The sequence below is a fragment of the Halomonas sp. ISL-56 genome (genome assembly GCF_018612805.1).
Lineage (GTDB): Bacteria > Pseudomonadota > Gammaproteobacteria > Pseudomonadales > Halomonadaceae > Vreelandella.
In genome coordinates this window covers 222,532-247,797 of record NZ_JAGGRO010000011.1, presented here as the reverse complement: position 1 = coordinate 247,797, position 25,266 = coordinate 222,532, and the positions used below count along the sequence as shown (strand labels likewise).

The window sequence follows — 25,266 nt, the reverse complement described above, 5'->3', positions numbered from 1 at the left end:
GCTGGAAAAATTCCTGCTATTTACGCTATACTGTACGGCTTGTTGAGTTTAATCGATTCAGCGCTCCAGGTGTTTCATTCTTCTTCGTCGAGATAGGGTTTCTATGGCTGGAAATGCGCAGCAGCAGTCGCGTCTGAAGGAGTTGATCGCTCGAGGCAAGGAACAGGGTTACCTGACCTATGCCGAGGTCAACGACCATCTACCTGAGGATATCGCCGACCCGGATCAAGTGGAAGACATCATTGGCATGATCAACGACATGGGTATAAGTGTCGCTGAAGAAGCGCCAGATGAAGACACTTTGATGATGTCGGATCAATCCACGGACGAGTCCGCTGCGGAAGAGGCCGTAGCGGCCCTTGCCGCCGTGGAAAGCGATGTAGGCCGCACCACTGACCCCGTTCGCATGTACATGCGAGAAATGGGCACGGTTGAGCTTCTGACCCGTGAAGGCGAAATTGAAATCGCCAAACGGATCGAAGAGGGCACCCGTGAAGTGATGTCGTCTCTGGCCTATTTGCCGGGGGCCGTCGCGTCCATTCTGGACGCCTATGACGCCACCCAGGACGAAGAAGCGCCAGGGCGTCTTTCGGATCTGTTTTCTGGTTTCATCGATCCTGATGAGGGCATCCCCGGCGTCGCCGAAGCAGAGGTGCCCGAGCCAGAGCCTGAAACCGACATTGACGACGACGTTGAGAGCGACGGCGACGATGAAGACGAGGATGCTACGGCCAGCGAAGGTGGCCCGGATCCCGAAGAGGCGCGTGCGCGCTTCGAGCAGATTCGCGAGCAAAACGCTTTAGTCGAAGCGGCGTTTGCCAAGCATGGCCGTGGCAGTGCCGAGCTAAAAGCGGAACAAGCGCGTTTAGCCGTGTTCTTCTCGCCGATCAAGCTGGTGCCCAAGCACTTTGAACGCCTGGTGGGTCAAGTGCGTATCAGCGTTGAGCAGGTGCGCGCCCAAGAAAAAGCGGTCATGCAGCTATGCGTGAAGAAAGCTAAAGTGCCGCGCAAGACGTTTATTAAGTCGTTTCCGGGTAACGAATCGAGCAAATCATGGCTCGATGAATTCCAGGCAGCGCAAAGCAAGTATGCCGACCGCCTTGAGCCGCTGCGCGCTGATATCGCCCGTGCCCAGCGCAAGATTGCCTTTGAAGAAGATATGGTGCAGCTATCTGTTGCCGATCTCAAAGAGGTCAATCGCAAGCTCTCTATTGGTGAGGCGAAAGCTCGCCGCGCCAAGAAAGAGATGGTTGAGGCTAACCTGCGCTTGGTGATCTCGATTGCCAAGAAGTACACCAACCGCGGTTTGCAGTTCTTGGATCTCATCCAGGAAGGCAACATCGGCTTGATGAAAGCGGTCGACAAGTTCGAATACCGCCGTGGTTATAAGTTTTCAACCTATGCTACTTGGTGGATTCGTCAGGCAATCACTCGCTCGATTGCTGACCAAGCGCGCACCATCCGTATCCCGGTGCATATGATTGAGACCATCAACAAGCTCAATCGCGTATCACGCCAGATGCTGCAGGAAATGGGCCGCGAGCCGACGCCTGAAGAGCTCGGCGAGCGTTTGGAGATGCCCGAAGATAAAGTACGCAAGGTGCTCAAAATCGCCAAAGAGCCGATCTCCATGGAGACGCCGATTGGTGACGACGATGATTCACACCTGGGCGACTTTATCGAAGATGGCACTATGCTACTGCCCATCGATATGGCCACCGGTGAAGGTCTTATCGAAGCCACGCGCAACGTGTTAGGCGGCTTGACCGCCCGTGAAGCGAAAGTGCTGCGCATGCGTTTCGGTATTGATATGAATACCGACCATACGCTGGAAGAGGTGGGCAAGCAGTTTGACGTGACGCGTGAGCGAATCCGTCAGATTGAAGCCAAAGCGCTGCGCAAGCTGCGCCACCCCAGCCGCTCGGAGCCGCTGCGCTCGTTCCTCGACGAGTAAATGGCGTGATTGGTGAGTAGTAAATGATGAATAGAGAGCGGTAAGTAAAAAGTAGTCGCCGCTAAGATCAAAAAGCCCGCCGTTCTATGAACGGCGGGCTTTTTGCGTTATGCCATACTCCTATAGCGTGTAATAAGTGGCAGAGCCTGGGCCAACGGGTAGCCCAAGCACGAACACCCACACGAAGAACAGCAGGCTCCAGCCAATCAGCATAAACAGCGTGTAGGGAAGCATAAGAGCAACCAGCGTGCCAATGCCCATATCTTTCCGGTAACGGCTTGCTACAGCTAGGATCAGGCCAAAGTAACTCATCATGGGGGTGATCAGGTTGGTGACTGAATCACCAATACGATAGGCTGCTTGAATGACCTCCGGAGCGTAGCCCATCAGCATTAACATGGGCACAAAAATAGGCGCTGTTACCGCCCACTGTGCCGAAGCGCTGCCCAGCGACAAATTGACGAACGCACACATAATAATGAACAGAGCAAACAGGCCTGGGCCGCGTAGCCCTATAGACTCCAGCAGATCCGCCCCAGCTATCGCGGTCACGGTACCAAAGTTACTCCAGTTGAACAGCGCCACGAACTGAGCGGCGAAGAACACCAGGACGATATATAAGCCAAGGCTACTCATGCTTTTAGCCATGGCGTTTACCACGTCGCGGTCATTGTGCATGGTGCCCGCTAGGCGGCCATAGACGAAGCCTAATAGGGTGAATGACACCGCTACAATCACAACAATTCCGCGTAAAAACGGCGAGCCGCTTATTAGCCCCGTTTCAGGGTCGCGTAGTATGCCGCTTTCCGGGACTACCATTGCGGCGACTAGCGCGATTAATGCCAATGTGGCTAGGCCGGTGCCTTTTAGGGCGCGTTTTTCCGTTGCTGAGAGACCACCCATACTTTGATGGTTAATATCGCTATCGGCTTGTTCAGAGTCGAATTTGCCCAGCTTGGGTTCTACGATACGCTCGGTGACTAAGCCACCAATCAGCGTCACAAAGAAGGTGCTGGCGAACATAAAGAACCAATTAGCTTCGGCGCCCACTATATAAGCAGGATCGAGAAGTCGTGCCGCTTCCTGGGTAATACCTGAAAGTAATGGGTCAACTGTGCCGATTAGCAGGTTAGCGCTGTATCCTCCAGAAACACCACAGAACGCAGCAGCTAGGCCCGCAAGGGGATGCCGGCCCAGCGAATGGAATATCATAGCGGCAAGCGGAATCAGTACTACATAGCCAAGCTCTGCAGCCATATTAGACATAATGCCTGCAAAGACTACTGCGTAAGTAACAATTCGGGGTGAGCGGTTGAGCACTAAGGCGCGCATGCTTGCGGAGAGTAGTCCTGAATGCTCGGCAACGCCTACGCCCAGCATAGCTACCAACACGGTGCCAAGTGGGGCGAAGCTGGTGAAATTGGTAACCATTTCAGTGACTAGTCGGCGTAAACCTTCGGCATTAAGCAAAGAGTTAACGGCGATCCATTCGCCTTCATTAGCAGGCCGAGGGTCAGCCACGGAAATCCCAAAAGCTGCCGCGATCCCGCTAGCAACAACTACTAATACGCACAGTATTGCAAATAGAGTAACGGGGTGAGGAAGCAGGTTGCCTAGCCACTCAACGCTATCTAGAAAACGGGTGAAAAAACCACGCTGCAGGTTTTTTTCATCTTGTTTGATTTTATTCATGAGGTTTATGTCGTCAATGTAAGGGTTTTTGGTAAAAGATATTGCTTTGAAGCATAGCGAGCGACACTACGTTGAAGCGCAGCGGGTCGCAAACGGCTTTTTGCATAACGAGATTTGAAAAATGAAACGCCGCCTTGCTACGCAAAGACGGCGTTTGTCAGTGATTATCTGGGGGAGGGGCCAGCAAGCGGGAGTAGGTGGGTGTTAAGACGACGTTTGCCGAGCTTTGTAAATACGCCGGGCCAGTAGCAATAGCTCCAGGGTGGCAATCAAAATTAAGCTGTAACCGAGCAGTTCAACGACTTCCTCAGCTACGCTTTTGAAGGTACCCGAGTAGCTGTCTTCCAGAATGGCTTGCCAGAATTCCTGCCGTCCATATAAGCGCGAGAATATATAAGTGGTCAGCACGCCAGCTGCAAACAAACCAAAGGCGAAGGTGTTGCTGTAATGGGTGAACTCCTCAAAAAAGCGTTGGCGTTGTTTGATCACCCAGAAAAGCGAGGGGAGAATAATCAGCGCAACAAGTACTTTCCAGGTATTGTCAGCGACATAGGTATCTAAAAAATGATCTTGCTCACGCACTAGTGAGGCGGCCAAAAACGCTAACAGTAGCAGCGTGACGTTGGGCCAGACTCTAAGCACCTGGCGAATATAAATCAGCATGGTACAGCAGATGGCCAGCATCAGCGTTTGGGTAAATTCAGTGAAGCCCCACTCGGAAAAGCGTACTGAGGACAGATAAAGAGCTTCTAGATAGGTTCCTTGGGTAATCGCAGCGATAAACAGTACGTAGAGTACGGCACGCACTAAGAGGGTTCGAAAGCCGATAGGCCAGGAAGGGGGAGGAGACATACCAACATCCTTTGTGGGTAGGCAGCGGCGCTGTTCGCAGACACAAACATGCATGGGTGAATGTTCATTATATCGTCACAGTTATTTGTTAGCACGTCGATATTGCGGTTAAACACTCGACGTTTGGTCATCGGCGCTGCAAAGTGACTAATTGGCAGGTAATAACAGCGTTGTGAGGCGCAAAAGATATGGCTATTAGTGTGTTTGATCTTTTCCGAATTGGCATCGGGCCATCAAGCTCCCACACGGTAGGGCCAATGCGCGCGGCGCGAGACTTTACTTTGGCCCTTGGCGATATCCGCGTTACCCGGCTGGTGGTAAGGCTACATGGTTCACTTGCCGCCACTGGGGTGGGGCACGGTACTGATCAGGCAGTGATCATGGGGCTAATGGGCGAAGCGCCAGAAAGTATCGACCCGGATACGATAGCGTCGCGCTTAAAACAACTTGCTGAAGGTGAACCGCTGCTATTGGCCACTGGGCAACAGATTACTTTTGACCCCTCTGTTGATGTGGAGTGGGATGATACCTGCCTGCCGTTTCACCCCAACGCCATGGTATTGAGCGCTTATTGTGATGATGCACTGGTGGCGACCAATACCTTTTACTCCCTTGGCGGCGGTTTCTATGTCGATCAAGCAAAAGCAGATCAAGGTGAGGTTGGCGAAGACGCCACTGAACTACCTTTCCCCTTCAATACCGCCGCTGAGCTGCTCGCCCTATGCCAGCAGCACCAGCTGCGCATTAGCCAGTTAATGTTGGAAAATGAGAAAGCCTGGCGTACTGAAGCGACCATTCGTGAAGAGCTGCTAACCATTTGGCACGCCATGAGCGACAGTATCGAGAATGGCCTACGTGCGACGGGTCATTTGCCCGGCGGATTAAATGTACGTCGGCGTGCACAGCTACTCCATCAGCAGTTGCTTCACCCGCCGGAAAACCAGCGGCTGATTGTGTCGAGTTTTACCGTAATGGATTGGGTCAACGTGTTTGCGCTGGCGGTGAATGAAGAGAACGCCGCCGGACGACGCATGGTCACTGCACCTACCAACGGTGCGGCAGGTATCGTCCCTGCGGTGTTGGCGTATTACCTAAAATTCGAACCTGACGCCAGTGAGAGTGATGTGGTCGATTTTCTGCTTACCGCGGGGGCGGTGGGCATCCTATGTAAAAAGAACGCCTCCATTTCCGGTGCAGAAGTTGGCTGTCAGGGCGAAGTGGGCTCTGCCTGCGCCATGGCGGCCGCTGGGCTTGCTGAGGTGCTGGGCGGCTCGCCGGGGCAAGTGGAGAACGCCGCCGAGATTGGCTTGGAGCATAACCTGGGGTTGACCTGCGACCCGGTAGGCGGACTCGTTCAAGTGCCCTGCATTGAGCGCAATGCGATTGCCTCCGTCAAAGCCATTAATGCCGCGCGTATGGCGATGCACGGCGATGGCGAGCACTTTATATCGCTGGATAAAGTGATCCGCACCATGCGCGATACTGGCCGCGATATGCAGGACAAATACAAAGAGACCTCTAAAGGCGGGCTCGCGGTCAATGCTATCGAGTGCTAGGCAAGCGGATTGCTGGGTAGCAGGGTGTCTATATGAGCGACCAGGTAGTCGACCAGCTGGCGGATTTTGGGTGACAGGTGGCGGTGGCGGGGGTAAACCGCCCAAACGGCGGTATCGTGGTGCTGAAAAGGTTCAAGCACGGCCACCAGCTCACCGCTGGCCAAGTAGGGAGTAACGTAGTAGTCCGGCAGTTGTGCAAGGCCAAGGCCTTTGCGTGCCGCATCCAGCAGCGCTGGGCCAGAATTGCCCGTCCAGCAGCCCTCGACACGCACTTCACGGCGTTGCCCGTTGACTTCAAATAGCCAGTTGTGCCGTGAGCCAATCAGGCAGCGGTGCTGGCTAAGCTCTGCCAAGGTGTGGGGGCGCGGGGCTTGGCGAAAGTAGCTTTGCGAGCCGACGATATACTCGCGACGGTCGCATAGGCGTCTGGCGATCAAGCTGGAGTCCTTTAATACCCCCATCCGAATGGCAATATCGTAGCCCTCTTCGATAAGCTCCACGGGGCGGTTAGTGAAGTGCATATGAACATCCAGCTGCGGATGCAAACACTGAAAGTCATTCACCAGCGGGGCGATAAAGCGCTCGCCAAAGGTCGTGGCCGAGGTGAGTTTAAGTAGCCCGCTGGGTTTGGCCTGGAGTTCGCTAAGCGCCTGCTCGGCATCCCGCAGCCCGTCAAATAGATGGCGGCAGTGCTCCACGTAGGTGGCACCCGCATCGGTTAAGCGGATCTGGCGGGTAGTGCGGTAGAGCAGCTGTACACCTAACTGGTTTTCGAGCTGACTAACCAAACGGCTAATATGCGAGGTCGACACCTTCAGGTGACGGGCCGCAGCAGAGAAGGTGCCTAATCGCACCACTTCAACAAAGGCTTCGATACGGCTCCAGTGCTGCATGCTAACTCCTTGGTCACGAGCAATTGTTGCTGTGTGGCAATAATCTTATGAGTGTATCCCGGTTTATCAAGAGCGCCTAGCTGGCCTACACTGCAACCACTGAAAACATACCGAGCAGCAGGGGAATGCCTGCTGCGGGCGATGCAAAAAAGGAGCAGGCTTAATGAAATCACGCGCAGCTGTAGCATTAGAGGCGGGTAAGCCGCTAGAACTGGTTGAGATTGATGTGGAAGGCCCGAAGGCGGGGGAAGTGCTGGTTAAAATGGCCGCCACCAGCGTCTGCCACACGGATGCCTACACACTCTCCGGCGCTGATCCGGAAGGTAACTTTCCTGCCGTGCTGGGCCATGAAGGTGCTGGTGTCGTTCAGGAAGTAGGCGAAGGCGTTACTAGCCTTAAGCCGGGTGACCATGTCATTCCGCTTTACACCGCTGAGTGCGGTAAGTGTAAATTCTGTCTGTCGGGTAAAACCAACCTGTGTGGCAGCGTGCGCGCTACCCAAGGTAAAGGGGTAATGCCCGACGGTACCTCGCGGTTTTCACTTGATGGCAAGATGCTGCATCACTATATGGGCACTTCTACCTTTAGTGAGTACACCGTATTACCCGAAGTCTCCCTGGCGGTCGTCTCTAAAGACGCCCCCATGGATAAAATCTGTTTGCTGGGCTGCGGTGTGACTACCGGTATCGGTGCGGTGCTCAATACTGCCAAAGTAGAGCCGGGCGCCACGGTGGCGGTGTTTGGTCTCGGGGCTATTGGTTTGGCCGTCATTCAAGGCGCGGTGATGGCCAAGGCGGGGCGTATTATTGCCATCGACGTTAATGCCGATAAATTCGAGCTTGCCAAACAGTTTGGTGCCACGGATTTTGTGAACCCGAAAGAGTACGCAGATCCGATCCAGCAGGTGATTGTCGATATGACCGACGGCGGTGTTGACTACTCCTTTGAGTGTATCGGCAACGTCAATGTGATGCGTTCGGCGTTAGAGTGTTGCCACAAAGGTTGGGGCGAGTCGATCGTGATTGGTGTTGCTGGGGCCGGTGAGGAGATCTCCACACGGCCATTCCAACTGGTTACCGGGCGGGTCTGGAAAGGCTCTGCTTTTGGTGGCGTAAAAGGACGCAGCGAACTGCCGGGCTATGTTGACCGTTATATGAACGGTGAAATCAATATCGACGATTTCATTACTCATGATATGCCGTTTGAGAAGATCAACGAAGCGTTTGAGCTACTGCATGCGGGCAAGAGCATTCGTACCGTGCTGCATTACTAGGTTTTGCACGGCTAAGTGCCAGGGCAGGTTTACAGTCAGCCATTTGCTCTGTGCGTTAGCATGACTAGGCCTAGCATTATTAAGTAGTATACAAAGCGCGTTTGAAACGCTAAAACGCGGTAGGGTAGACCTGCCGCGTTTGCTGCATTTAAAGGAACCTGCCCATGAGCATGAGTGAAACGCTAGAACTGGTGTCCGCCAACCGTAGCTTCGGTGGCTGGCATAAACGCTACCGCCACTACTCCCGTGCGCTGGACTGCGACATGATCTTCGCCGTTTACTTGCCACCCCAGGCGGAAAACGAGCGCGTACCGCTGTTGTGGTGGCTCTCGGGGCTGACCTGTAACGACGAAAACTTTATGCAGAAAGCCGGTGCTCATCGTATCGCCGCTGAGTTGGGGGTGGCCATTGTTTGCCCTGACACCAGCCCACGGGGCACAGACTTGCCCGGTGAACACGAAAGCTTTGATTTGGGCTCCGGGGCTGGGTTTTATGTCAACGCCACCGAGTCGCCGTGGAAGTCGCACTACCGCATGTACGATTATGTGATTGAGGAGCTGCCTTCCGTGGTGCGTCAGCACTTTCCGGTCAACGGCCGCGAATCAATCAGCGGGCACTCCATGGGTGGGCATGGCGCATTGATTCTGGCGCTGCGTCATCCTGGGCGTTTCCGCTCGGTATCGGCGTTTTCGCCGGTGGTCAACCCGATGAATAGCCCCTGGGGGCAACAGGCGTTTACCGCTTACCTAGGTGACGATCAGTCTCGCTGGCGCCAGTACGATGCCTGCGAACTGGTGGCCAATGGTGCTTCCCGCCAGCGGCTGTTTATCGACCAGGGCGAAGCAGATCAATTCCTGGAAGAGCAGCTTCAGCCTGAGCGTTTAGAGGCCGTTTGTGAACAGCACGATCATCCGTTAACGCTGCGTCGTCAACCGGGCTACGATCACAGTTACTTCTTCATTGCCTCGTTCATTGAGGATCATCTGCGCTATCATGCAGACCACCTCATGAAGCGTTAAGGATAACGGGATGCTCAATCGCTCGCTGCGCCGTTTTATGCGTCTGCTATGGCGGATTATTTGGCGTGGCGTCTTAGCCTTTGTGCTGCTGTCAGTCGCGCTGGTACTACTGTTTCGCGTCGTTCCGCCACCGGGGTCGATGGTGATGGTCGAGCGCAAAATACAGAGCTGGATCAACAGTGAGCCGATTCGTATACAGCGCGAGTGGCGAGGCTGGGATTCGCTCCCCGTTAACGCCAAGCTGGCAGTGATTGCGGCAGAGGATCAGCGCTTTCCCCACCATAGCGGGTTTGACCTTGTCGAATTGCAGCGTGCGTGGCAGGCCAGCCAAGATGGGGGGCGGTTGCGCGGTGCCAGCACCTTAAGCCAGCAAACGGCCAAAAACGTTTTCCTATGGACAGGTCGCAGTTGGACGCGGAAGGGGTTAGAAGCGTGGTTTACGCTACTGATTGAGATACTCTGGAGCAAGCAACGTATTCTGGAGGTCTATCTGAATGTCGCCGAGTGGGATCGCGGTGTATTTGGCGTAGAAGCCGCTGCCCAGCACTATTTTGGCGTCTCTTCCAGTTCGCTGACTGAGCGACAGGCAAGCCTGCTTGCGGCTATATTGCCCAGCCCGCTGACGCGCAGTGCCGCCCGTCCCGACGCCCAGGTTGAGCGACGAAGCCAGTGGATACGCCAGCAAATGCGCAATTTAGGCGGTGCTGATTATTTGCAACATCTGTAGCAACTTCCATCCACGCTAGTCGTATTTGGCGTCGTCAATTTCCGCAAGCGCTTCCAGGTTCGGGCGGGAAAAGTAAAAGCCTTGCTGCATAGGAATACCCAGTGCTAGCAGGCAGCGCGACTCCTCGCGGGTTTCCACACCCTCAGCGATCAGCTGTGTTTCTAATGTACCTGCTAACGCCACCAGGCTACGTAGTATGGCCTGGCGGCGCTTGTTGCTGTCGCACGCCATTACCAAGTCGCGATCGATTTTCAACGTATCCGGGCGTAGATCGGTTAGTAGATCGAGGTTGGCATAACCGTTACCAAAGTCATCCAGCGAGGTGGTAAAGCCCATCTCGCGGTAACTCTCGATAATAGTGCGCATATGGAGGCGGTCTTTGACCCGCTCGGTTTCGATAATTTCGAAATTGAGCCGCTCGGTGGGCCAGCCAACGCGGTGGGCTGCTTCGAGAGTCGCTTGAATGCACGCCTGAGGCTCATAAACTGCATTAGGCAGAAAGTTAATTGAAAGTCGTTCTTGCATGCCCAGTTTGCTGGCTAGTTCTATGGCTTTGATACGGCATGCCTGGTCAAAGCGATACATTAGCTCATCCGTTACTTGGCCAAGTATTGAGAAAGCGGATTCACCATTGGGGCCACGTACTAATGCCTCGTAGTAAATAATTTTCCGTTTACTCACATTCACTATTGGTTGAAACGCCATCGTAAAGGTAAAAGGTACCGGTGAATCACAACGATTACAGTGGTCGTTGACCCTGGCACAGTGATGTTGTGCTGACATGTTATCCAAGCCCTGTTATGCAAATCTCGTTATCGTCGAGTCGCCTTAATTAGGCGGGTTTTCGAATAACCATCACCACCCCAGTGATGGCGACCAACATCCCCACAAGCCCTAGCAGGGGAAGACGTTCGTCAAATAGCCACCACGCCTGAAGCGCCGTGACCGGCGGCACAAGATAAAAAAGACTCGCCACACGCGAGGCTTCCCCCTTTTTAATCAAGGCCATGAGTAACAGGATAGCGGCAATTGAGAGAATCAACACCAGCCAACCCAGCGTCAGCACAAAGGTGCTGCTCCACTCCACTTGGCGAGTTTCAAACAGCAGGGCGCCTATCCCGAGCAGAGCGACCGCCGCCACGTACTGAATAACCGCCCCAGAAAGCAGTGGCATACTGGTGCAATATCTTTTCTGATACAGAGTGCCTATGGAAATACCGATCAAAGCGGCGGTGACACACAGCAGAGCACTAATCCCGAAGCCATCAAAGAGTGACTCACCAATCTCAAGCTTACTGCCGAGCACTAAGCTGATGCCAATCAGCCCCAGACCTAAACCGAGCCACTGGCGCCAGGAGAGCTGCTCACCTAATAACGGCCCGGCAAAGGCCGCGGTCAGCAGTGGCTGAAGCCCCACCAGTAATGCCGCTAAACCGGCCGGCATGCCAAGGTAAATACCGTAGAAGACGCCACCTAAGTAAGTGCCGTGGACTAGAGAGCCTGATATGGCGATGTGTGTCCATAACCTGGGTGATGTAGGCCAGGGTATACGCATAACGATGACCAGTGGGATCAGTAGCAGCAACGTGAGGACAAAGCGAATAAACAAAAACGTAAAAGGTTCTGCATAAGGCAGGCCAAATTTGGCGCCGATAAAGCCCGTACTCCAAAGCAGCACAAAAAGTATGGGCATGGCGGCCAATCCTGCCGAGGATAGATCATTGGTACGTAACTTGTTGAAAAAGCTTGGCATGTCGTTTCCATAGTAGAGTAATTTAGCTATTTTTCTGATACATAAAGTTCTTATTGTTACTATGTTTTACATAATAAATTGAACCTGCTTGAATTAGGCGCGTCACAGTGGGCACATACATAACGCAATATTGAGGTTTCTTACTATGCAACGTATGACTGCTCTGTTCTCCGCTGCCCTGCTCGCCACTGGTCTGATGACGGCTACTGCCCACGCCCAGGAAGAGCAAGGCGCTGCACAAGATCCAATGGCAACCCAGCAAGCGCCCGCCCAGGATTTTTCTGATGACCAGCTCCAGCAGTTTGCCGATGCTTCTCAAGAAATTGCGGTTATTTCTCAGGAATATACCCAGCGTCTGCAGGAAGCGGAAGATGAAACAGCGCAACAGGAAGTGCGCACTGAAGCTAACGACCGCATGATCGAAGTGGTCGAAGATAGCGGCCTAGATGTTGATACTTTCAACGCTATCGGTCAATCCATTCAGCAGGATCCAGAAATGATGCAGCGTGTGCAGGAAATGGCTAGCCAATCGTAAGCCATATCGCTAACAGTGTCTGATTTAGGTTTTGCTAATGCAGTAACTGTTATTTAGCAGAGTGACTATCAGCATGGCTTCGGCCAGCAAGGCCCGGTGCATAACTGCACCGGGCTTTTTTTGTAGCTCACTTAGCCAACGATTCGTTTTATTATGCTTAATGGGGTTTACCTAACTTAGCCTTCCCGCCACACTTTAGGCTATCTTCCCCGACACGCCCGAGGAGTCCGTATGGATGTCGAACTGTTAGAAATACGCCAGCATATGGGCCGGTTCCCCCCGTTTGATGGGCTGTCGGATGATCTTCTCGATGCCATTGCTGAACAGGTGGAAGTGAGCTACTTCAAAACCGGCAGCAGCATTTTAGCCCTAAACGATATCCTCAATGATCTATGTTATATCCGCAGTGGCGCTGTGGAGGTCTATCGCAGCCAGGGGGAGCTATATAACCGGTTAGGTGAAGGCGATATTTTCGGCCATTTCAGCCTGCTGCGGAATCATAAAGTGCGCCTCCCTGCGAAGGCGATTGAAGATACCTTGCTCTATTTTATCCCTAAAGCGGTCTTCCAAAGGCTGTGCGATGAGGATGAGCATTTTGCCGATTTTGTCGAGTTGGAGCGGCCGCGGCTAGAGAGCGCCGCCGAGCAGCAAAAGAAGTCCAACGACATGATGGTGACGCGGATACGTAAGCTGCTGACCCGCTACCCGGTAATGGTGGAAACGTCTACCAGCGTTCAGCTTGCCGCGCAGCAAATGAGCGACGCCCAAGCCTCCGCGCTGCTGGTAATAAAAGAGGGCAGCGATAACCCGCGCTACAGTTTTAAAGATAGCGAAGGCCAAACCTGGCAAATGTGCGGGATTTTAACCGACAGTGATTTTCGTACCCGCATTGTCGCCGAGGGGCTATCGCCACAAACCTCGGTCGGCGAGGTTGTTTCCTCGCGGCTAATTACCATTCAATCGGACGCCTCTGTTTATGAAGCCATGCTGACGATGCTGCGCAGTAATGTGCATCACCTGCCGGTGCTTTATCGTCAGCGCCCGGTGGGCGTGGTGCACCTTTCCGATATTATCCGCTACGAAACCCATAGCGGTCTTTATTTGGTCAGCAATATCTTCAATCAGTCCAGCGCCCAAGGGCTGGCGCGTTTAGCGCCGGATGTACGCGCGGCGTTTGTGCGCATGGTGCAAGAGGGCGCCAATTCTCAGATGGTAGGTAGCGCGCTCTCTACCATCGGGCGTAGCTTTACACGCCGGTTGCTGGAAATGGCTGAAGCCGAGCTCGGGCCGCCGCCGGTGCCTTACTGTTTTATGGTCAATGGCTCCATGGCGCGCAACGAGCAGAGCATTGTCACCGATCAGGATAATGCGCTGATCCTCTCCGACGAGTTTAATCCTGAAGAGCATGACGACTACTTTTACGCTCTGGCAAAAATGGTTAGCGATGGCTTGGACGCCTGTGGCTATACCTACTGCAAAGGTGATGTCATGGCGACCAATACGCAATGGCGTCAGCCGCTCAGCGTTTGGAAGGGGTATTTCCAGGATTGGATGGCCAACCCCACGCCCGAACGGCTGCTGCACAGCTCGATTTTCTTTGACCTGGATAGCTGCTATGGCGAAGACCTCTTTGTGGAAACGCTACAGGATTTGATTGCCGAGACAGCGCCAAAATCACCGCTATTTTTAGCCGCCATGGCGCGTAATGCCTTAAACCGTACGCCACCGCTAGGGTTTTTCCGTACCTTTGTGATGGAGCAAGATGGTAAGCACAATAACTCCATCAACTTGAAGCGCCGCGGTACGGCGCCAATGGTGGATTTGGTGCGGATTCATGCCCTGGCCTGCGGCTCCAAAGCGCAGAACTCCTTTCAGCGTTTGAATGACATCAGCAAGACCCAGCTGTTGGCGACCGGCATGAGCGACAAGCTAAGCTATGCGTTTGAGTTTTTATGCATGTCGCGGGTTCGCCATCAAATGATCGATCTGCAAGAGGATCGACTGCCGGACAACAATATCGAGCCTGAAAACGTTGCCGATAGCGAACGGCACACCCTTAAAGACGCTTTCCAGGTGTTGAGCAACGCGCAAAAGTTTCTCAAATACCGCTACCCTATGCCCGTTCAGCGGCAGGGGCGTTAAGATGTTCGGTATACGCCCACGTCAGAAAATTACCCAGGCCGACTGGCAGGGTTACATGGCCCAGCGGGCGCAGCGGGGGAAAAATCCCGCCATCCAACAATTTTTTGGGACGCCGCTGCCTGACCCTGAAACACCTATTTCCGAGGTGCCTATGGTGGCGCTGGATATGGAGACCACCGGGCTGGATGAGCGGCGTCATGGGATTGTCAGCATTGGCGTTGTGCCGTTCACGTTAAGCCGTATCAAGTTGGCCGAGCGACGCTATTGGGTAGTCAAACCGCCCAGGCCTCTTGATGAAGCCTCGATTGCTTTCCACCATATTACCCACTCTGAAATCGCCCAGGCGCCGGATCTAGACGAAATCCTGGATGAACTACTGGCTCAGCTAGCGGGGCGATTGGTGGTCGTACATTTTCGTAATATCGAACGGCCCTTTTTAGATGCAGCGGTCAAAGCCCGTCGTGGGGAAGGGGTGCTATTTCCGATGATTGATACCATGTCATTGGAAGCGCGGTTGCACCGCCAAACGCTATGGGCGCGGTTTCGCCGCTGGCTGGGACGTCCGCCGGTTTCCATCCGCCTCAATGCTAGCCGCAGACGCTACGGCTTGCCCACTTATCAAGGGCATCATGCTCTGGTGGATGCGCTGGCGACCGCGGAGTTGTTGCAGGCGCAAATTGCCACCCACTATCAGCCTGAAACGCCACTGAAGGATATATGGTGTTAAAGGCTATCTTTCAACATATCAACAAAAAACGGGCAACCCAGTGGGTTGCCCGTTTTGCTTACTAAACCAAAAGATCGGCTTAAAACAGCACTAGACGGCTTTGGGTTCGCTCATCAGTCCCTTGATGATGGCATAGCAGGCCACCAGCAAGATGATGGTGAACGGGAAGCCGGTAGACACCGCCATGGTTTGCAGCGCGGTTAGGCCACCGCCGAGCAGCAGAGCAATCGCAATCGCGCCTTCAATGATCGCCCAGAACACACGCTGTGGCGTTGGTGCATCGACCTTACCGCCTGCGGTGATCGAGTCGATGACCAGCGAGCCGGAGTCAGATGAGGTAACGAAGAATACAATTACCAGCACAATGGCGACGAATGAGGTGATCTGTGACAGCGGTAGCTGCTCCAACATGACGAATAGCTGCAGGTCGACACCGGCTTCACGTACCGCTTCAATGCCCTGACTCACATATTGGTCGATCGCCGTGCCACCAAAGGTGGTCATCCATAGTACTGATACGGTGGATGGCACCAGCATGACCGAGACCAAAAATTCACGCACTGTACGGCCACGGGAAACCCGCGCGATAAACATACCGACGTACGGAGACCAGGAGATCCACCATGCCCAATAGAAGGCTGTCCAGCCTTGGCTAAAGTTGGCGTCTTCACGGCCAAACGGATTCGACAGCGCAGGTAGATGAACCGCATAGTTCCACAGGTTTTCAAAGAAGCCCGTGGCAATCATTAGGGTGGGGCCCACCGCAATCACAAAGAAAAGTAGGATTGCCGCAAGGACAATGTTGATTTTGGAGAGCAGCTGTACGCCCTTATCAACGCCCGCAATGATAGAACAAATGGCAATCATCGTAATGCCGATGATCAACAGGATCATGGTGATATCACTTTCCGGCGCGCCAAACAGGTAAGTTAAGCCCGCTGCAGCCTGGGTGGCACCTAGCCCTAGAGAGGTAGCCAAACCAAACAGCGTTGCAAACACGGCCAGGATATCGATCACGTGACCTGGCCAGCCCCACACGCGTTCCCCCAAAATGGGGTAAAACACCGAACGCATGGAGAGCGGCAAGCCCTTATTGAACGAGAACAGCGCTAGCGAAAGCGCCACGACGGCGTAAATCGCCCAGGGGTGTAGGCCCCAGTGGAAGATGGTGGCCGCCATAGCCAGTGCCATCGCACCGTCAGCATCGCCTTCCGCGCCTGCTAACGGTGCCCAGCTGCCGCCGTCAAAGGATGTGCCAAAGTGGGTCAGTGGCTCATTGACGCCGAAGAACATCAGGCCAATGCCCATGCCCGCAGCAAATAGCATCGAAAACCAACCCATATAGGTAAAATCAGGTTTGGCATCGGCGCCACCAATGCGGATTTTACCTAATGGAGAGAAGATCAGACCAATACACAAGATGACGAATATATTCGCCGCTAAGATAAAGAACCAGGACAGATTTCCGGTTAGAAAGCTGAAAATATTGTCATAAATAGGCGCGATAGTGTCTTGCAGTGCCAGCGTCAGTACCACAAACAACAGCACGATAACGGCTGATATGCTAAATACCTTGCCGTGCAGGTCTAGATTGAGACCCATGGTATTGGTGGTGATGTTGTCTTGGCCGATGACATAATCGGTATCAATCAGATTCGCCGGGCCATCTGGAGCAGGTATGCCCTCAGAGACCTGCTCTTCAGGGGGACGTTTATCGTCGTGGTTATCCACAGTAGCCTCTCTATTTCGAGCAAGAAGTGTCGATCAGAAAATGTTGAATAGAAACCCGAATGTGGTCATCAACCAACATTACGTGGCTCGCGTTAAGGCGCTCACAATAGCAAATCTGTTAAGAAAGCCTTCAACGTAGTGTGAACCTATTCGTTAAAACATTGCGTTTATAACGACAACAGAGGGCCGAAGCCCCCCGTTATAGTTACTGCACAGGTCGTTTAGCTATCGAGCCACTGCTCAACGACGTCCTGGTTATCTTCAACCCACTGCTTAGCGTTCTCGTAGGGATCGCTGCCATCTTCCTGGTTCATTAGCATGACTTCGCCCATCTGCTCGGGCGTCCACTCGAAAGCGTCGAGAATGGCATAGGCTTCCGGCATGTCATCTTCCAAGCCGTCACGAACGACCGTATGGATCTGCTCTGCACCGCCATAAACGTTTTCAGGATCTTCTAGATATTTGACATCAAAACGAGCAAACATCCAGTGAGGCGTCCAACTGGTAACAACGATATCTTCTTCGTTATTGATGGCACTCGCCAGCGCCGCTGTCATGGTGGCACCGCTGCCGCTGCGCAGGTCTAGATCAAGGTCATAGGTATCCACAACCTCTTCAGTGAGGCTCATCAGGCCTGCACCGGGGTCAATACCGATGATCTCGCCATTAAACTTATCGGCGTTATCGTTAAGGTCGGCAATGGAGTCGACGTCGGTGTATTCAGGTACCACGAGACCCAGCTTGGTGCCGTCCAGGTTTTGGCCGAGATCTTCAACGTTATCACCAACGCGTTCCATATAATCGGCGTGGGTGGTTGGCAGCCAAGCAGCAACGATGGCATCCGCATCGCCAGTCGAGAGTGCCTGGAACATGGCAGCCGCCGAGAGTGACGTTAGGTCGACCTCGTAACCCGCTTGCTCAAGTACCGCAGCAACGACGTTAGTTGAAGCAACCTCGGAAGACCACTCTACGTAGGCTAGGTTAACCGTGCCTTTTTCTTCTTCGGCCTGGGCCGCGCTGCTGACGGCAACACCGGCACCCGCTAACAGTGCTAGTGAAGCAAGACGGATACGGAGGTTCAATGTGCGATGTTTCATTCACTTTCTCCCTTGGGTATAAATTTTAATGTGGTAAATGCTTGCTGCTCAATACAGCATGGGTAGCCAGAAGCGACTTCGCAAGCACGTGGCTCAACGCTGCCGCTTCTGTTGCTTTGCTTTATTTGCGCGTTTTGCGTAGTGATTGCGTTAAACGATCCAACAGCATCGCCAATATAACCACCGCGATGCCCGCTTCGAAGCCATCGCCCGGGCGCAAGCGTTGAATCGCGCGCCATACTTCGCTGCCCAAACCATCGGCACCAATCATGGCAGCGATGACCACCATGGAGAGAGCGAGCATAATGGTCTGGTTGATACCCGCCATTACCGTGGGCAGCGACAGCGGTAGCTGCACTTTGAACAGCTTCTGACCACGGGTAGCACCGTAGGCATCGGCGGCTTCGATCAGCTCTACCGGTACTTGACGAATGCCGAGTGTGGTAAAGCGAATCGCCGGGGGCATCGAAAAGATCACCGTAGCAAAAATCGCAGAGACCGAGCCAATACCGAAAAATGGAATAGCCGGAATCAAATAGACGAACGCGGGCATGGTCTGCATAAAGTCCAGAAGCGGCATAATGACCCGGTAAAGCCGGTTAGACAGCGCCGCGGCAATACCCACCGGTAGCGCGATAACGACTGCCACCAGGGTGGCAAACACCACCAATGTGAGCGTCTCAATCATGGGCTCCCACAGGCCCAGGTTCCAAATCAATGCTAAGCCCGCGATGGCACCAATAGCTAAACGGACGCCGCCTAACCGCCAGCACAGTAGGGCGATCAAGCCTAGCAGTGCCCATTCAGGTAACCAAAAAAGGCCATCGTTTAAAACATCAATGCCGGTTTGGGTGAAGCGAGAAATGCCCCGGGTAACCATAGAGAATTCGCTGGTCAGCCAAGTCAGACCGCTCTCAATCCAATCACCTAGCGGGATGCGTGGGATCTCCATTATTGCTCTCCTGCTCGTGCCAGTTCGTCGAGTACAGCGCCTTTAACCACCACGCCCAGTAACTGCTCCTGCTTATCAATAACGGCGATAGGGAAGCTCTTTTCGCTAAACATGGCAAATAGGTTATGCAACGGTTCATCCATGGGGACTTTGCGAAAATCCTGGGTTAAGTAGGGGATAATCGAATCGGAACCCTCTTCAATCGCCCGGCTTGCAGCGTCGGCCTCGAGTAGACCGATCAAGCGGCGGTCACGATCAACCACATAAATAGAGTCGATAGTGTGGTCACGCATGCGGTGCAGTGCCGTGCGCGGCCCATCGCTTTCGCGAGCGGTAGAGCGCAGGGGCCGCATGGCGCTTTCAGCGGTCAGGATACGTGCCCGGTCGACGCCTTCGATAAAGCGTCGCACGTAGTCATCGGCAGGTTTAGTCAGAATTTCTTCCGGTGTGCCGATCTGCACCACTTCACCATCTTTCAACAGCACGATACGGTCGCCAATATTGAGCGCCTCATCCAAATCGTGGGTAATGAAGACCGTGGTCTTTTGCATTTTAGATTGCAGCTGCAAAAGCTCTTGCTGCATGTCTTTACGAATCAGCGGGTCGAGCGCGGAGAAGGCCTCATCCATTAGCAGTACGGTGGCATCGTTAGCCAAGGCGCGGGCCAGGCCCACGCGCTGCTGCATGCCGCCAGAAAGCTGGTTGGGATAGGCATCTTCCCAGCCCTCTAGACCTACTTGCTTCAGCGCATCATGAGCAATCTTGTGTCGCTCAGCTTTCTCTACGCCACGGATTTCCAAACCGAACTCGGCATTCTGGTGCACAGTGCGGTGGGGAAATAGCGCGAAGTTCTGAAACACCATAGAGAAATGGCGGCGACGACACTCCAGCAGCGCTTTTTCCTTCAGCGTTGGAATGTTTTCACCGTCAATAATGATTTCACCTTCGGTGGTCTCAATCAGACGGTTAAGGCAGCGGATCAAGGTCGATTTGCCCGACCCCGATAGCCCCATGATGACCAAAAGTTCGCCTTCATAGACATCAAACGAAATATTGGATAGCCCCAGCGTTTGGCCGGTTTTCTCCAGAATTTCGGGGCGTTTCATTCCCTGGTTGCGAAGCTCAATGGCTTTTTCTGGCTGCTTGCCAAAAACTTTACTTAAGCCGCGCACTTTAATTTTGACGGGTCGTGTCTCGTCCATCGGCGATGCCTTTTTTTCAGTAAAAACATGTTGAGCAGAACGGGCGTGTGTCGTTGCTACGCCATTCATAAAGAAATAAGAGCTTGAGTCGGATAATTTATTAAAAATTATTATACATAGGTAGGGCCGGTGTGTCACAACGGCTCGCTCAACGGGGCAATTAACGCTACATGTGTCATTTTTTACCCACCCTAGGGGGTTAGTTAACCACTAATGGCGATATATTATTTTTTACATAAATAATTGATTTAATTTAATTAATGATTAATTTTTAATATTTGGCATGTAAAGTGAATAGCATAAGTGTATGCAAAATATTATATGTACAGAATTAGCTCTCGATTACCAGTAAGACGTTTAGAAACATACGGTGTTAGCAATGGAGGTGGGTATTATGGACAAGCAACATGACCACATTGAGAGTAAGCAGATTGCCAATCGCCCACGCTGGTTAACGCTGTGCATGATGGCGACAGCAGCGAGCGTTATTGTATTAGCTGGCTGTGGTGACAACGAAGAGCCAGCCTCGCCTGCGGATGAAACGGCGCCACTTGAGCAAGATGCGACCACTCAGCCAGAGCCGGGCATGAACGAAGAGCCATCAATGGAGCAAGACCCAGGTTTAAACGAAGGTTCAGCATCAGAAAGCACTATGCCTGAAGACACTATGGATGAGCCTGTAGAAGGCACCACCATGAATCCAGAAGAAGATGAGCCTGGTTTTGGTGAAGGTACAGATCCAATGCCTGGTGCAGAAGAAGATGATGAGAACTCGACCAGTAACTAGTCAGTTACCCGTTTTGAGATTTGAGTAAGTGTACCGATCCCTACGATGGTAAATCGATCCAGCTGTTTGTTCCCTGCGGCTGCTCCACACGGTTTACCATCATTTCCGCCCCCGCGCCCGCGGGGGTTTTTTTGTCTGCGTGTTAGGGCCTGCCGCTTCTCGATTTAGAAGGGGGTAAGCAGTGTCGAGTTGGTTACTCTTCATTATCTTCTAAGCGACGATAGAGAGTCCGACGAGCAATCCCAAGTACCTCTGCCGTGCGCCGCTTGTTGCCACCCGTTGCTTCTAGCACCTTGTTAATATAGCGCTTTTCAACTTCCTCTAGACTGGGCCAGCGGATCGGCGGTGGCGTTGGCATTTGACCTCCAGCCAGCACTTCGCCGCGGACTGCAGGTACCAGAGGCGTGCCGGTTTCCACCGTTGATTGCTCGCGCAAGCGCTCGGGCAGATCTTTATAGCTGAGTGAGCCGTCTTCGCTCAGGGTGACGGCCCGCATGATGGCGTTTTCCAGTTCGCGAACGTTACCGGGGTAGGCGTAGTTGAGTAAATTGCTCAGCGCTTCCGGTTCGATTTGCTCTATCTGTTTGCCCTGTGCCTCCGAATGCTTGTCGATAAGCGCAAACACAAGGTGCTCGATATCGGTGCCGCGCTCGCGTAGCGGGGGGATGCGCAGCGAGAATGTCTCCAAGCGGTAAAATAAATCGCTGCGGAAATTCTCCTGCTCGATCTCTTTCTCCAGGTTGCGGTGGGTCGCGGCAATGATACGTACGTCCACCGGCTCTTCTCGCTCCCCGCCTACTGGGCGCACGGTTTTTTCCTGCAGAGCGCGCAGCAATTTCGCCTGCAGATTAATCGGCATTTCACCAATTTCATCTAAAAACAGGCTGCCGCCCTGGGCGCTATGAAATAACCCCCGGCGCGCTTCGTTAGCCCCGGTAAAGGCGCCTTTGACATGGCCAAAGAACTCACTTTCCATCAAATCCGCGGGAATACTCGCACAGTTAACTGGCACAAATGGCTGGTCATGACGCGGACTTTCCTGATGAATAGCGCGGGCAAGTAGCTCTTTGCCAGTGCCGCTTTCACCTAAGATCAGAATGGGGGCATCGCTTTTGGCAAGTCGGGAAGCGTCATGAAATAGCGTCTGCATGACCTGACTTTTACCCACAATGCCATGGAAATGACTGATATCCGTGTCGTGGAAAACCGCCAGGCGTTGGCGTTCCAACACACGAAATACAGCTTCGCGGATGGCATCAAGGTCTAACGGCTTGGTTAAAAAGTCGTCAGCTCCAAGTTTTAGTGCTTCAACCGCCTGATCAATAGTGCCAAACGCGGTAATCACAATGATGCCCAGCTCGCTGCCTGCTTGGCGGAGCTGCTGAAGTAACTGAATGCCGGTCATGCCCGGCAAGCGCACATCGGTAATCACCAGTGAGACGGTGGTGTGGCTCAATAAGGCAATCGCCTCTTCAGCACTAGATACGCCGAGCGTTGTGTAGCCTGCATCCTGCAGCTCTTCTTCCAATAACTCACGTATAGCGGCGTCATCTTCCACCACCAACAAAGGTAAAAGGGGTTCCTGTTGGGTCACAAATGTTGTCCTCACGCGGATGCGGTTTCACTAATAGGTAGCGTAATTTCAAATCCAGCGCCGCCTAGGGCGCTGTCAAACACGCCGATCGTACCGCCGTGGTCATTAATAATGCGATGTACCATAGAGAGTCCCAAACCGCTGCCTTGGCCGACCGGTTTGGTGGTAAAAAATGGGTCGAATACTTTATGGTGATGGGCGGTGGGAATCCCCGGGCCATCATCTTCCACCCACAGTGTCAATTCGTGCTCTTGCTGCTGGGCGCGCACCCGAATACGGGTTACTTCAGGAGCCTGCGCTGCATTGCGCAGTAAATTGGTCAGCACCTGTACAATTTGTTGGCCGTTGGCGAGTAAGTTGGGTGTCGGCGACGGTAATTCAATGTCTAAACGAATATTGCGTGGTTCTAGCTCATCTTCCACTAGGTCTTTGGCACTTATAACAAGCTGATCGAGCGCCTGTTCGTCTTTTTCTACGTTATGTTGACGGCCTAACTCCATCAATTGGCGAACAATTTCAACGATGCGCTCCACTTCGCCGCGTATGCGTCCTAATCGTGCACGTTCGTCGTCGCCAATCACATCGCGTCGAGCCAAGCGCTGAGCCTGGCCGTTAATCACCGTCAGCGGCGCGCCTATTTCGTGGGCTACCCCCGCCGCCAGTACGCCCAGTTCAGCCAATTTCTTTGATTTACGCAGGCGCTTTTCAAGCTCAATTTCGCGCCGCTGGCGATTTTCGATCTCTTGGTCTTTCTCGGCCATCGCATCTAGCATGCCATTCAAACCGGAGGCGAGGTGGCGATATTCGATAGGGCCGTCTTCGGTGGCGCGTTGGCTACGATCACCTTCCTCAACCAACTGCATCACGTGCACCAACCGATTCAGCGGGCGCTCAATATGGCGGCGAAACCCCCACCAAATACTAAATACGATCCCGGCCGCGCCAATCACAAACACCAGAACGGCCACAATACTGATAAAACCCGTGTAGTTCTCGATCCCGGTATTTAACCGATTTACCTGCAGCACGCCATAGACAGTGCCATCTTGTGAGCGCAAAGGTGTCAACGCAGAGTAGTAATTCCAACCCTCGTGTTGTCGGTAATTACTGTATAAGTCATCGCGTTCAATGACTTGCTGAATTTCTTCGCGGCTGAAAATATCTTTGCCAAGGCCTAGTCCGTAAATATCACGACCCTGGGTATCGAAGACATAAGCACCGTAAATGCGATGGAAGGAGAACGCCGACTGCAGCGCTTCTTCAAGCGGTGTGTTGCTATCCGGCGTAACCGCGTAGCTGAGTGATGAGCTCAGCGTGCGGGTAATAATCTCAACTTCCGTTTGTAGCTTCGAGCGTACGTTATCTTCAAGCGACTTGATCGCCACTAAGCTAAACACCACCAGGATGACAAACAGCGGCACAATCACCGTTAAAATAATTAAATTGCGTAATCGCATGGGGCATCCATGGTGGTTTTGATACGTTTAGCTAGCGGCGAGTGAGTGAAACGCTATTGGTTTGTTGGTTTGTTGGTTTGTTGGTTTGTTGGCTTGTTGGCGCCAGGCGATACAAGCTGCCTTTAGGGTCGTCAGTGAGTAAGTAAATGGCGCCATCAGCACCTTGACGAACATCCCGAATACGGCCTACTTCGCCTTGTAAAATCAGCTCTTCTTCGGCGACACGGCCCTCTTCTAAGCGCAGACGCAGTAGCTTCTCGCTACCTAGCCCGCCCGCCAATAAATTGCCCTGCCACTCGCCGAAAGCATCGCTGGTCACTTCAGTAAGCCCGGCAGGCGCAAAACGGCCTTCAAAAACGTACACCGGGTCAACCATCCCTGGTAGTGAATCTTCGCCAATCGGCTCATTAGTCGCGTAGTCATTGCCCTGGCTGACGGTAGGCCAGCCATAATTGTTGCCTGCTTGGATATGATTCAGCTCGTCGCCGGTGCGGGGGCCGTGTTCTGACGCCCAGGCTTCGCCGTTACTGAGTACGGTCATACCCTGAATGTTGCGATTTCCCATGGAGTAAATTTCATCCAGAGTGGTGTCATCGTCAACGAAGGGGTTGTCGTCAGGAACGTCGCCCGTGGCGGTAAGGCGCAGGGTAGACCCCGCATGGTCATCGCTGGCCTGGGCGCGGGGTGGTTCGCTGCCGCGGTCACCAATACTCATGAGGAGCGTGCCGTCGGGCAGCCACGCCAATCGGGAGCCGTAGTGGCGGCCAGGCCCAGAAGCACGATCCTGCTCGAATAAGTGTTCGACTTCGCCCAGCTCATCGCCCTGCCATTTTACCCGTGAGAGTGCTGAACGGCTGTCATTACCATCGGGTTTGCTCCAGGTGAAGTAGACCCAATCGTTGTCGCCTTCGCCGTCTCCTCCTTCAAAATCGGGGTGCAACACTACGTCTAACAGCCCGCCCTGGCCCCGAGGACTCACTTCCGGCATGCCTTCCAGCGTACTGGTTTCCCCATTCGTGGGGTCGACGAGTTTCAACTGCCCGCTGCGTTCGCTCACCAAGTAGCGACCATCGGGTAAAAACGCCACCGCCCAAGGGTGCTCAAAACCATCGGCGATACGCTCAATGGAGAGGTTTAAATGGTCGGTTTCCAGCGATTCCTGGACGACTTCCGCATTTGCCGTGTTAATAGCGCTCGCCAGCACTAGCCCACTGATGCCTGCCCAAACCGCAGGGGTCAGCCGGGGGTGAGTATGATTGCTCTTGTTGATAGACAGCATAGCGTGCCCTCTGGTGATATTAATCATTGGCATCCTTGTCAGTA

General features: G+C 53.4%; 21 protein-coding genes. 9 read left to right on the top strand and 12 right to left on the bottom strand.

Going from position 1 to position 25,266, the window contains the following annotated elements; all coding sequences use genetic code 11:
* Nucleotides 1-103: 103 nt before the first annotated feature.
* Nucleotides 104-1,954 (top strand): RNA polymerase sigma factor RpoD, encoded by a 1,851-nt coding sequence (gene rpoD / locus J7J49_RS09005; protein WP_215091916.1) that lies wholly within the window; start codon nt 104-106, stop codon nt 1,952-1,954.
* 120 nt (nt 1,955-2,074) lie between these two features.
* Here the strand turns inward: rpoD and J7J49_RS09000 are convergent, their stop codons facing one another.
* Together J7J49_RS09000 and J7J49_RS08995 are read right to left on the bottom strand one after the other, a co-directional pair.
* On the bottom strand, nt 2,075-3,646 hold the full coding sequence (locus tag J7J49_RS09000) for an AbgT family transporter (RefSeq protein ID WP_215091914.1): 1,572 nt from the start codon (nt 3,644-3,646) through the stop codon (nt 2,075-2,077).
* Nucleotides 3,647-3,850: 204 nt separating this feature from the next.
* Nucleotides 3,851-4,498: a hypothetical protein gene (locus J7J49_RS08995; RefSeq protein WP_215091911.1), complete on the bottom strand. Its 648-nt coding sequence runs from the start codon at nt 4,496-4,498 to the stop codon at nt 3,851-3,853.
* Nucleotides 4,499-4,686: 188 nt separating this feature from the next.
* Here J7J49_RS08995 and J7J49_RS08990 point away from each other — a divergent pair, with 188 nt between their 5' ends.
* Nucleotides 4,687-6,054: an L-serine ammonia-lyase gene (locus J7J49_RS08990; RefSeq protein WP_215091909.1), complete on the top strand. Its 1,368-nt coding sequence runs from the start codon at nt 4,687-4,689 to the stop codon at nt 6,052-6,054.
* Here J7J49_RS08990 and J7J49_RS08985 read toward each other — a convergent pair.
* On the bottom strand, nt 6,051-6,947 hold the full coding sequence (locus J7J49_RS08985; protein WP_064234355.1) for a LysR family transcriptional regulator: 897 nt from the start codon (nt 6,945-6,947) through the stop codon (nt 6,051-6,053). The two genes, J7J49_RS08990 and J7J49_RS08985, sit on opposite strands and share 4 nt — an antisense overlap.
* A 163-nt stretch (nt 6,948-7,110) precedes the next feature.
* On the opposite strand from J7J49_RS08985, the gene J7J49_RS08980 reads away from it, so the two are divergent.
* From J7J49_RS08980 to mtgA, 3 genes are all read left to right on the top strand, one after another.
* Nucleotides 7,111-8,220 (top strand): S-(hydroxymethyl)glutathione dehydrogenase/class III alcohol dehydrogenase, encoded by a 1,110-nt coding sequence (locus tag J7J49_RS08980; RefSeq protein ID WP_064234356.1) that lies wholly within the window; start codon nt 7,111-7,113, stop codon nt 8,218-8,220.
* 164 nt (nt 8,221-8,384) lie between these two features.
* Complete coding sequence (gene fghA, locus J7J49_RS08975) at nt 8,385-9,239, top strand: S-formylglutathione hydrolase (protein WP_064234357.1); 855 nt, start codon at nt 8,385-8,387, stop codon at nt 9,237-9,239.
* Nucleotides 9,240-9,249: 10 nt separating this feature from the next.
* Nucleotides 9,250-9,966 carry a monofunctional biosynthetic peptidoglycan transglycosylase gene (gene mtgA / locus J7J49_RS08970; RefSeq protein WP_064234358.1) on the top strand — a complete coding sequence of 239 codons (717 nt, stop codon included), beginning with the start codon at nt 9,250-9,252 and terminating at the stop codon, nt 9,964-9,966.
* A 15-nt stretch (nt 9,967-9,981) separates the two neighbouring features.
* Here mtgA and J7J49_RS08965 read toward each other — a convergent pair whose 3' ends face one another.
* Complete coding sequence (locus J7J49_RS08965; protein ID WP_502793508.1) at nt 9,982-10,749, bottom strand: EAL domain-containing protein; 768 nt, start codon at nt 10,747-10,749, stop codon at nt 9,982-9,984.
* Between the two features lie 49 nt (nt 10,750-10,798).
* Nucleotides 10,799-11,719 (bottom strand): DMT family transporter, encoded by a 921-nt coding sequence (locus J7J49_RS08960; RefSeq protein ID WP_064234359.1) that lies wholly within the window; start codon nt 11,717-11,719, stop codon nt 10,799-10,801.
* Nucleotides 11,720-11,864: 145 nt separating this feature from the next.
* On the opposite strand from J7J49_RS08960, the gene J7J49_RS08955 reads away from it, so the two are divergent.
* From J7J49_RS08955 to J7J49_RS08945, 3 genes are all read left to right on the top strand, one after another.
* On the top strand, nt 11,865-12,254 hold the full coding sequence (locus tag J7J49_RS08955) for a DUF4168 domain-containing protein (RefSeq protein ID WP_040480826.1): 390 nt from the start codon (nt 11,865-11,867) through the stop codon (nt 12,252-12,254).
* Nucleotides 12,255-12,485: 231 nt separating this feature from the next.
* Complete coding sequence (locus J7J49_RS08950; RefSeq protein WP_215091907.1) at nt 12,486-14,396, top strand: DUF294 nucleotidyltransferase-like domain-containing protein; 1,911 nt, start codon at nt 12,486-12,488, stop codon at nt 14,394-14,396.
* 1 nt (nt 14,397) lies between these two features.
* Nucleotides 14,398-15,123 (top strand): 3'-5' exonuclease, encoded by a 726-nt coding sequence (locus J7J49_RS08945; protein WP_215091905.1) that lies wholly within the window; start codon nt 14,398-14,400, stop codon nt 15,121-15,123.
* Nucleotides 15,124-15,213: 90 nt separating this feature from the next.
* Here the strand turns inward: J7J49_RS08945 and J7J49_RS08940 are convergent, their stop codons facing one another.
* The 4 genes from J7J49_RS08940 to J7J49_RS08925 form a co-directional block, all read right to left on the bottom strand.
* Nucleotides 15,214-16,854 (bottom strand): BCCT family transporter, encoded by a 1,641-nt coding sequence (locus J7J49_RS08940; RefSeq protein ID WP_215091903.1) that lies wholly within the window; start codon nt 16,852-16,854, stop codon nt 15,214-15,216.
* A gap of 221 nt (nt 16,855-17,075) precedes the next feature.
* Nucleotides 17,076-17,951: a glycine betaine ABC transporter substrate-binding protein gene (locus J7J49_RS08935; RefSeq protein ID WP_215091901.1), complete on the bottom strand. Its 876-nt coding sequence runs from the start codon at nt 17,949-17,951 to the stop codon at nt 17,076-17,078.
* Between the two features lie 121 nt (nt 17,952-18,072).
* Nucleotides 18,073-18,903, bottom strand: a complete 831-nt coding sequence (locus J7J49_RS08930) for an ABC transporter permease (RefSeq protein WP_215091899.1) — start codon at nt 18,901-18,903, stop codon at nt 18,073-18,075.
* A complete protein-coding gene (locus J7J49_RS08925) occupies nt 18,903-20,105 on the bottom strand; it encodes a quaternary amine ABC transporter ATP-binding protein (protein ID WP_215091896.1) in 1,203 nt (400 codons plus the stop codon). Before J7J49_RS08925 ends, J7J49_RS08930 begins: the two co-directional genes overlap by 1 nt.
* Nucleotides 20,106-20,499: 394 nt before the next feature.
* On the opposite strand from J7J49_RS08925, the gene J7J49_RS08920 reads away from it, so the two are divergent.
* Nucleotides 20,500-20,892, top strand: coding sequence for a hypothetical protein (locus tag J7J49_RS08920; protein WP_251048220.1), 393 nt, complete (start codon nt 20,500-20,502; stop codon nt 20,890-20,892).
* 193 nt (nt 20,893-21,085) lie between these two features.
* Here the strand turns inward: J7J49_RS08920 and J7J49_RS08915 are convergent, their stop codons facing one another.
* Genes J7J49_RS08915 through J7J49_RS08905 form a run of 3 tightly spaced genes read right to left on the bottom strand, consistent with a single transcriptional unit; the run spans nt 21,086 to nt 25,222 of the window.
* The gene (locus tag J7J49_RS08915) at nt 21,086-22,486 is read right to left on the bottom strand and encodes a sigma-54-dependent transcriptional regulator (RefSeq protein ID WP_215091893.1); all 1,401 of its coding nucleotides are present in this window, start codon (nt 22,484-22,486) and stop codon (nt 21,086-21,088) included.
* Between the two features lie 11 nt (nt 22,487-22,497).
* Entirely contained in the window at nt 22,498-23,943 is a 1,446-nt protein-coding gene (locus J7J49_RS08910) for an ATP-binding protein (protein WP_215091892.1), read from the bottom strand.
* Nucleotides 23,944-23,974: 31 nt separating this feature from the next.
* Nucleotides 23,975-25,222 (bottom strand): PQQ-dependent sugar dehydrogenase, encoded by a 1,248-nt coding sequence (locus J7J49_RS08905; protein ID WP_215092409.1) that lies wholly within the window; start codon nt 25,220-25,222, stop codon nt 23,975-23,977.
* Nucleotides 25,223-25,266: the final 44 nt, after the last annotated feature.

What these genes read in the sequence shown, in the direction of transcription:
- rpoD (WP_215091916.1), top strand. Translation starts at nt 104, where the DNA reads ATGGCTGGAAATGCGCAGCAGCAGTCGCGTCTGAAGGAGTTGATCGCT.
- J7J49_RS09000 (WP_215091914.1), bottom strand. Translation starts at nt 3,646, where the DNA reads ATGAATAAAATCAAACAAGATGAAAAAAACCTGCAGCGTGGTTTTTTC.
- J7J49_RS08995 (WP_215091911.1), bottom strand. Translation starts at nt 4,498, where the DNA reads ATGTCTCCTCCCCCTTCCTGGCCTATCGGCTTTCGAACCCTCTTAGTG.
- J7J49_RS08990 (WP_215091909.1), top strand. Translation starts at nt 4,687, where the DNA reads ATGGCTATTAGTGTGTTTGATCTTTTCCGAATTGGCATCGGGCCATCA.
- J7J49_RS08985 (WP_064234355.1), bottom strand. Translation starts at nt 6,947, where the DNA reads ATGCAGCACTGGAGCCGTATCGAAGCCTTTGTTGAAGTGGTGCGATTA.
- J7J49_RS08980 (WP_064234356.1), top strand. Translation starts at nt 7,111, where the DNA reads ATGAAATCACGCGCAGCTGTAGCATTAGAGGCGGGTAAGCCGCTAGAA.
- fghA (WP_064234357.1), top strand. Translation starts at nt 8,385, where the DNA reads ATGAGCATGAGTGAAACGCTAGAACTGGTGTCCGCCAACCGTAGCTTC.
- mtgA (WP_064234358.1), top strand. Translation starts at nt 9,250, where the DNA reads ATGCTCAATCGCTCGCTGCGCCGTTTTATGCGTCTGCTATGGCGGATT.
- J7J49_RS08965 (WP_502793508.1), bottom strand. Translation starts at nt 10,749, where the DNA reads ATGTCAGCACAACATCACTGTGCCAGGGTCAACGACCACTGTAATCGT.
- J7J49_RS08960 (WP_064234359.1), bottom strand. Translation starts at nt 11,719, where the DNA reads ATGCCAAGCTTTTTCAACAAGTTACGTACCAATGATCTATCCTCGGCA.
- J7J49_RS08955 (WP_040480826.1), top strand. Translation starts at nt 11,865, where the DNA reads ATGCAACGTATGACTGCTCTGTTCTCCGCTGCCCTGCTCGCCACTGGT.
- J7J49_RS08950 (WP_215091907.1), top strand. Translation starts at nt 12,486, where the DNA reads ATGGATGTCGAACTGTTAGAAATACGCCAGCATATGGGCCGGTTCCCC.
- J7J49_RS08945 (WP_215091905.1), top strand. Translation starts at nt 14,398, where the DNA reads ATGTTCGGTATACGCCCACGTCAGAAAATTACCCAGGCCGACTGGCAG.
- J7J49_RS08935 (WP_215091901.1), bottom strand. Translation starts at nt 17,951, where the DNA reads ATGAAACATCGCACATTGAACCTCCGTATCCGTCTTGCTTCACTAGCA.
- J7J49_RS08930 (WP_215091899.1), bottom strand. Translation starts at nt 18,903, where the DNA reads ATGGAGATCCCACGCATCCCGCTAGGTGATTGGATTGAGAGCGGTCTG.
- J7J49_RS08925 (WP_215091896.1), bottom strand. Translation starts at nt 20,105, where the DNA reads ATGGACGAGACACGACCCGTCAAAATTAAAGTGCGCGGCTTAAGTAAA.
- J7J49_RS08920 (WP_251048220.1), top strand. Translation starts at nt 20,500, where the DNA reads ATGGACAAGCAACATGACCACATTGAGAGTAAGCAGATTGCCAATCGC.
- J7J49_RS08910 (WP_215091892.1), bottom strand. Translation starts at nt 23,943, where the DNA reads ATGCGATTACGCAATTTAATTATTTTAACGGTGATTGTGCCGCTGTTT.
- J7J49_RS08905 (WP_215092409.1), bottom strand. Translation starts at nt 25,222, where the DNA reads ATGCTGTCTATCAACAAGAGCAATCATACTCACCCCCGGCTGACCCCT.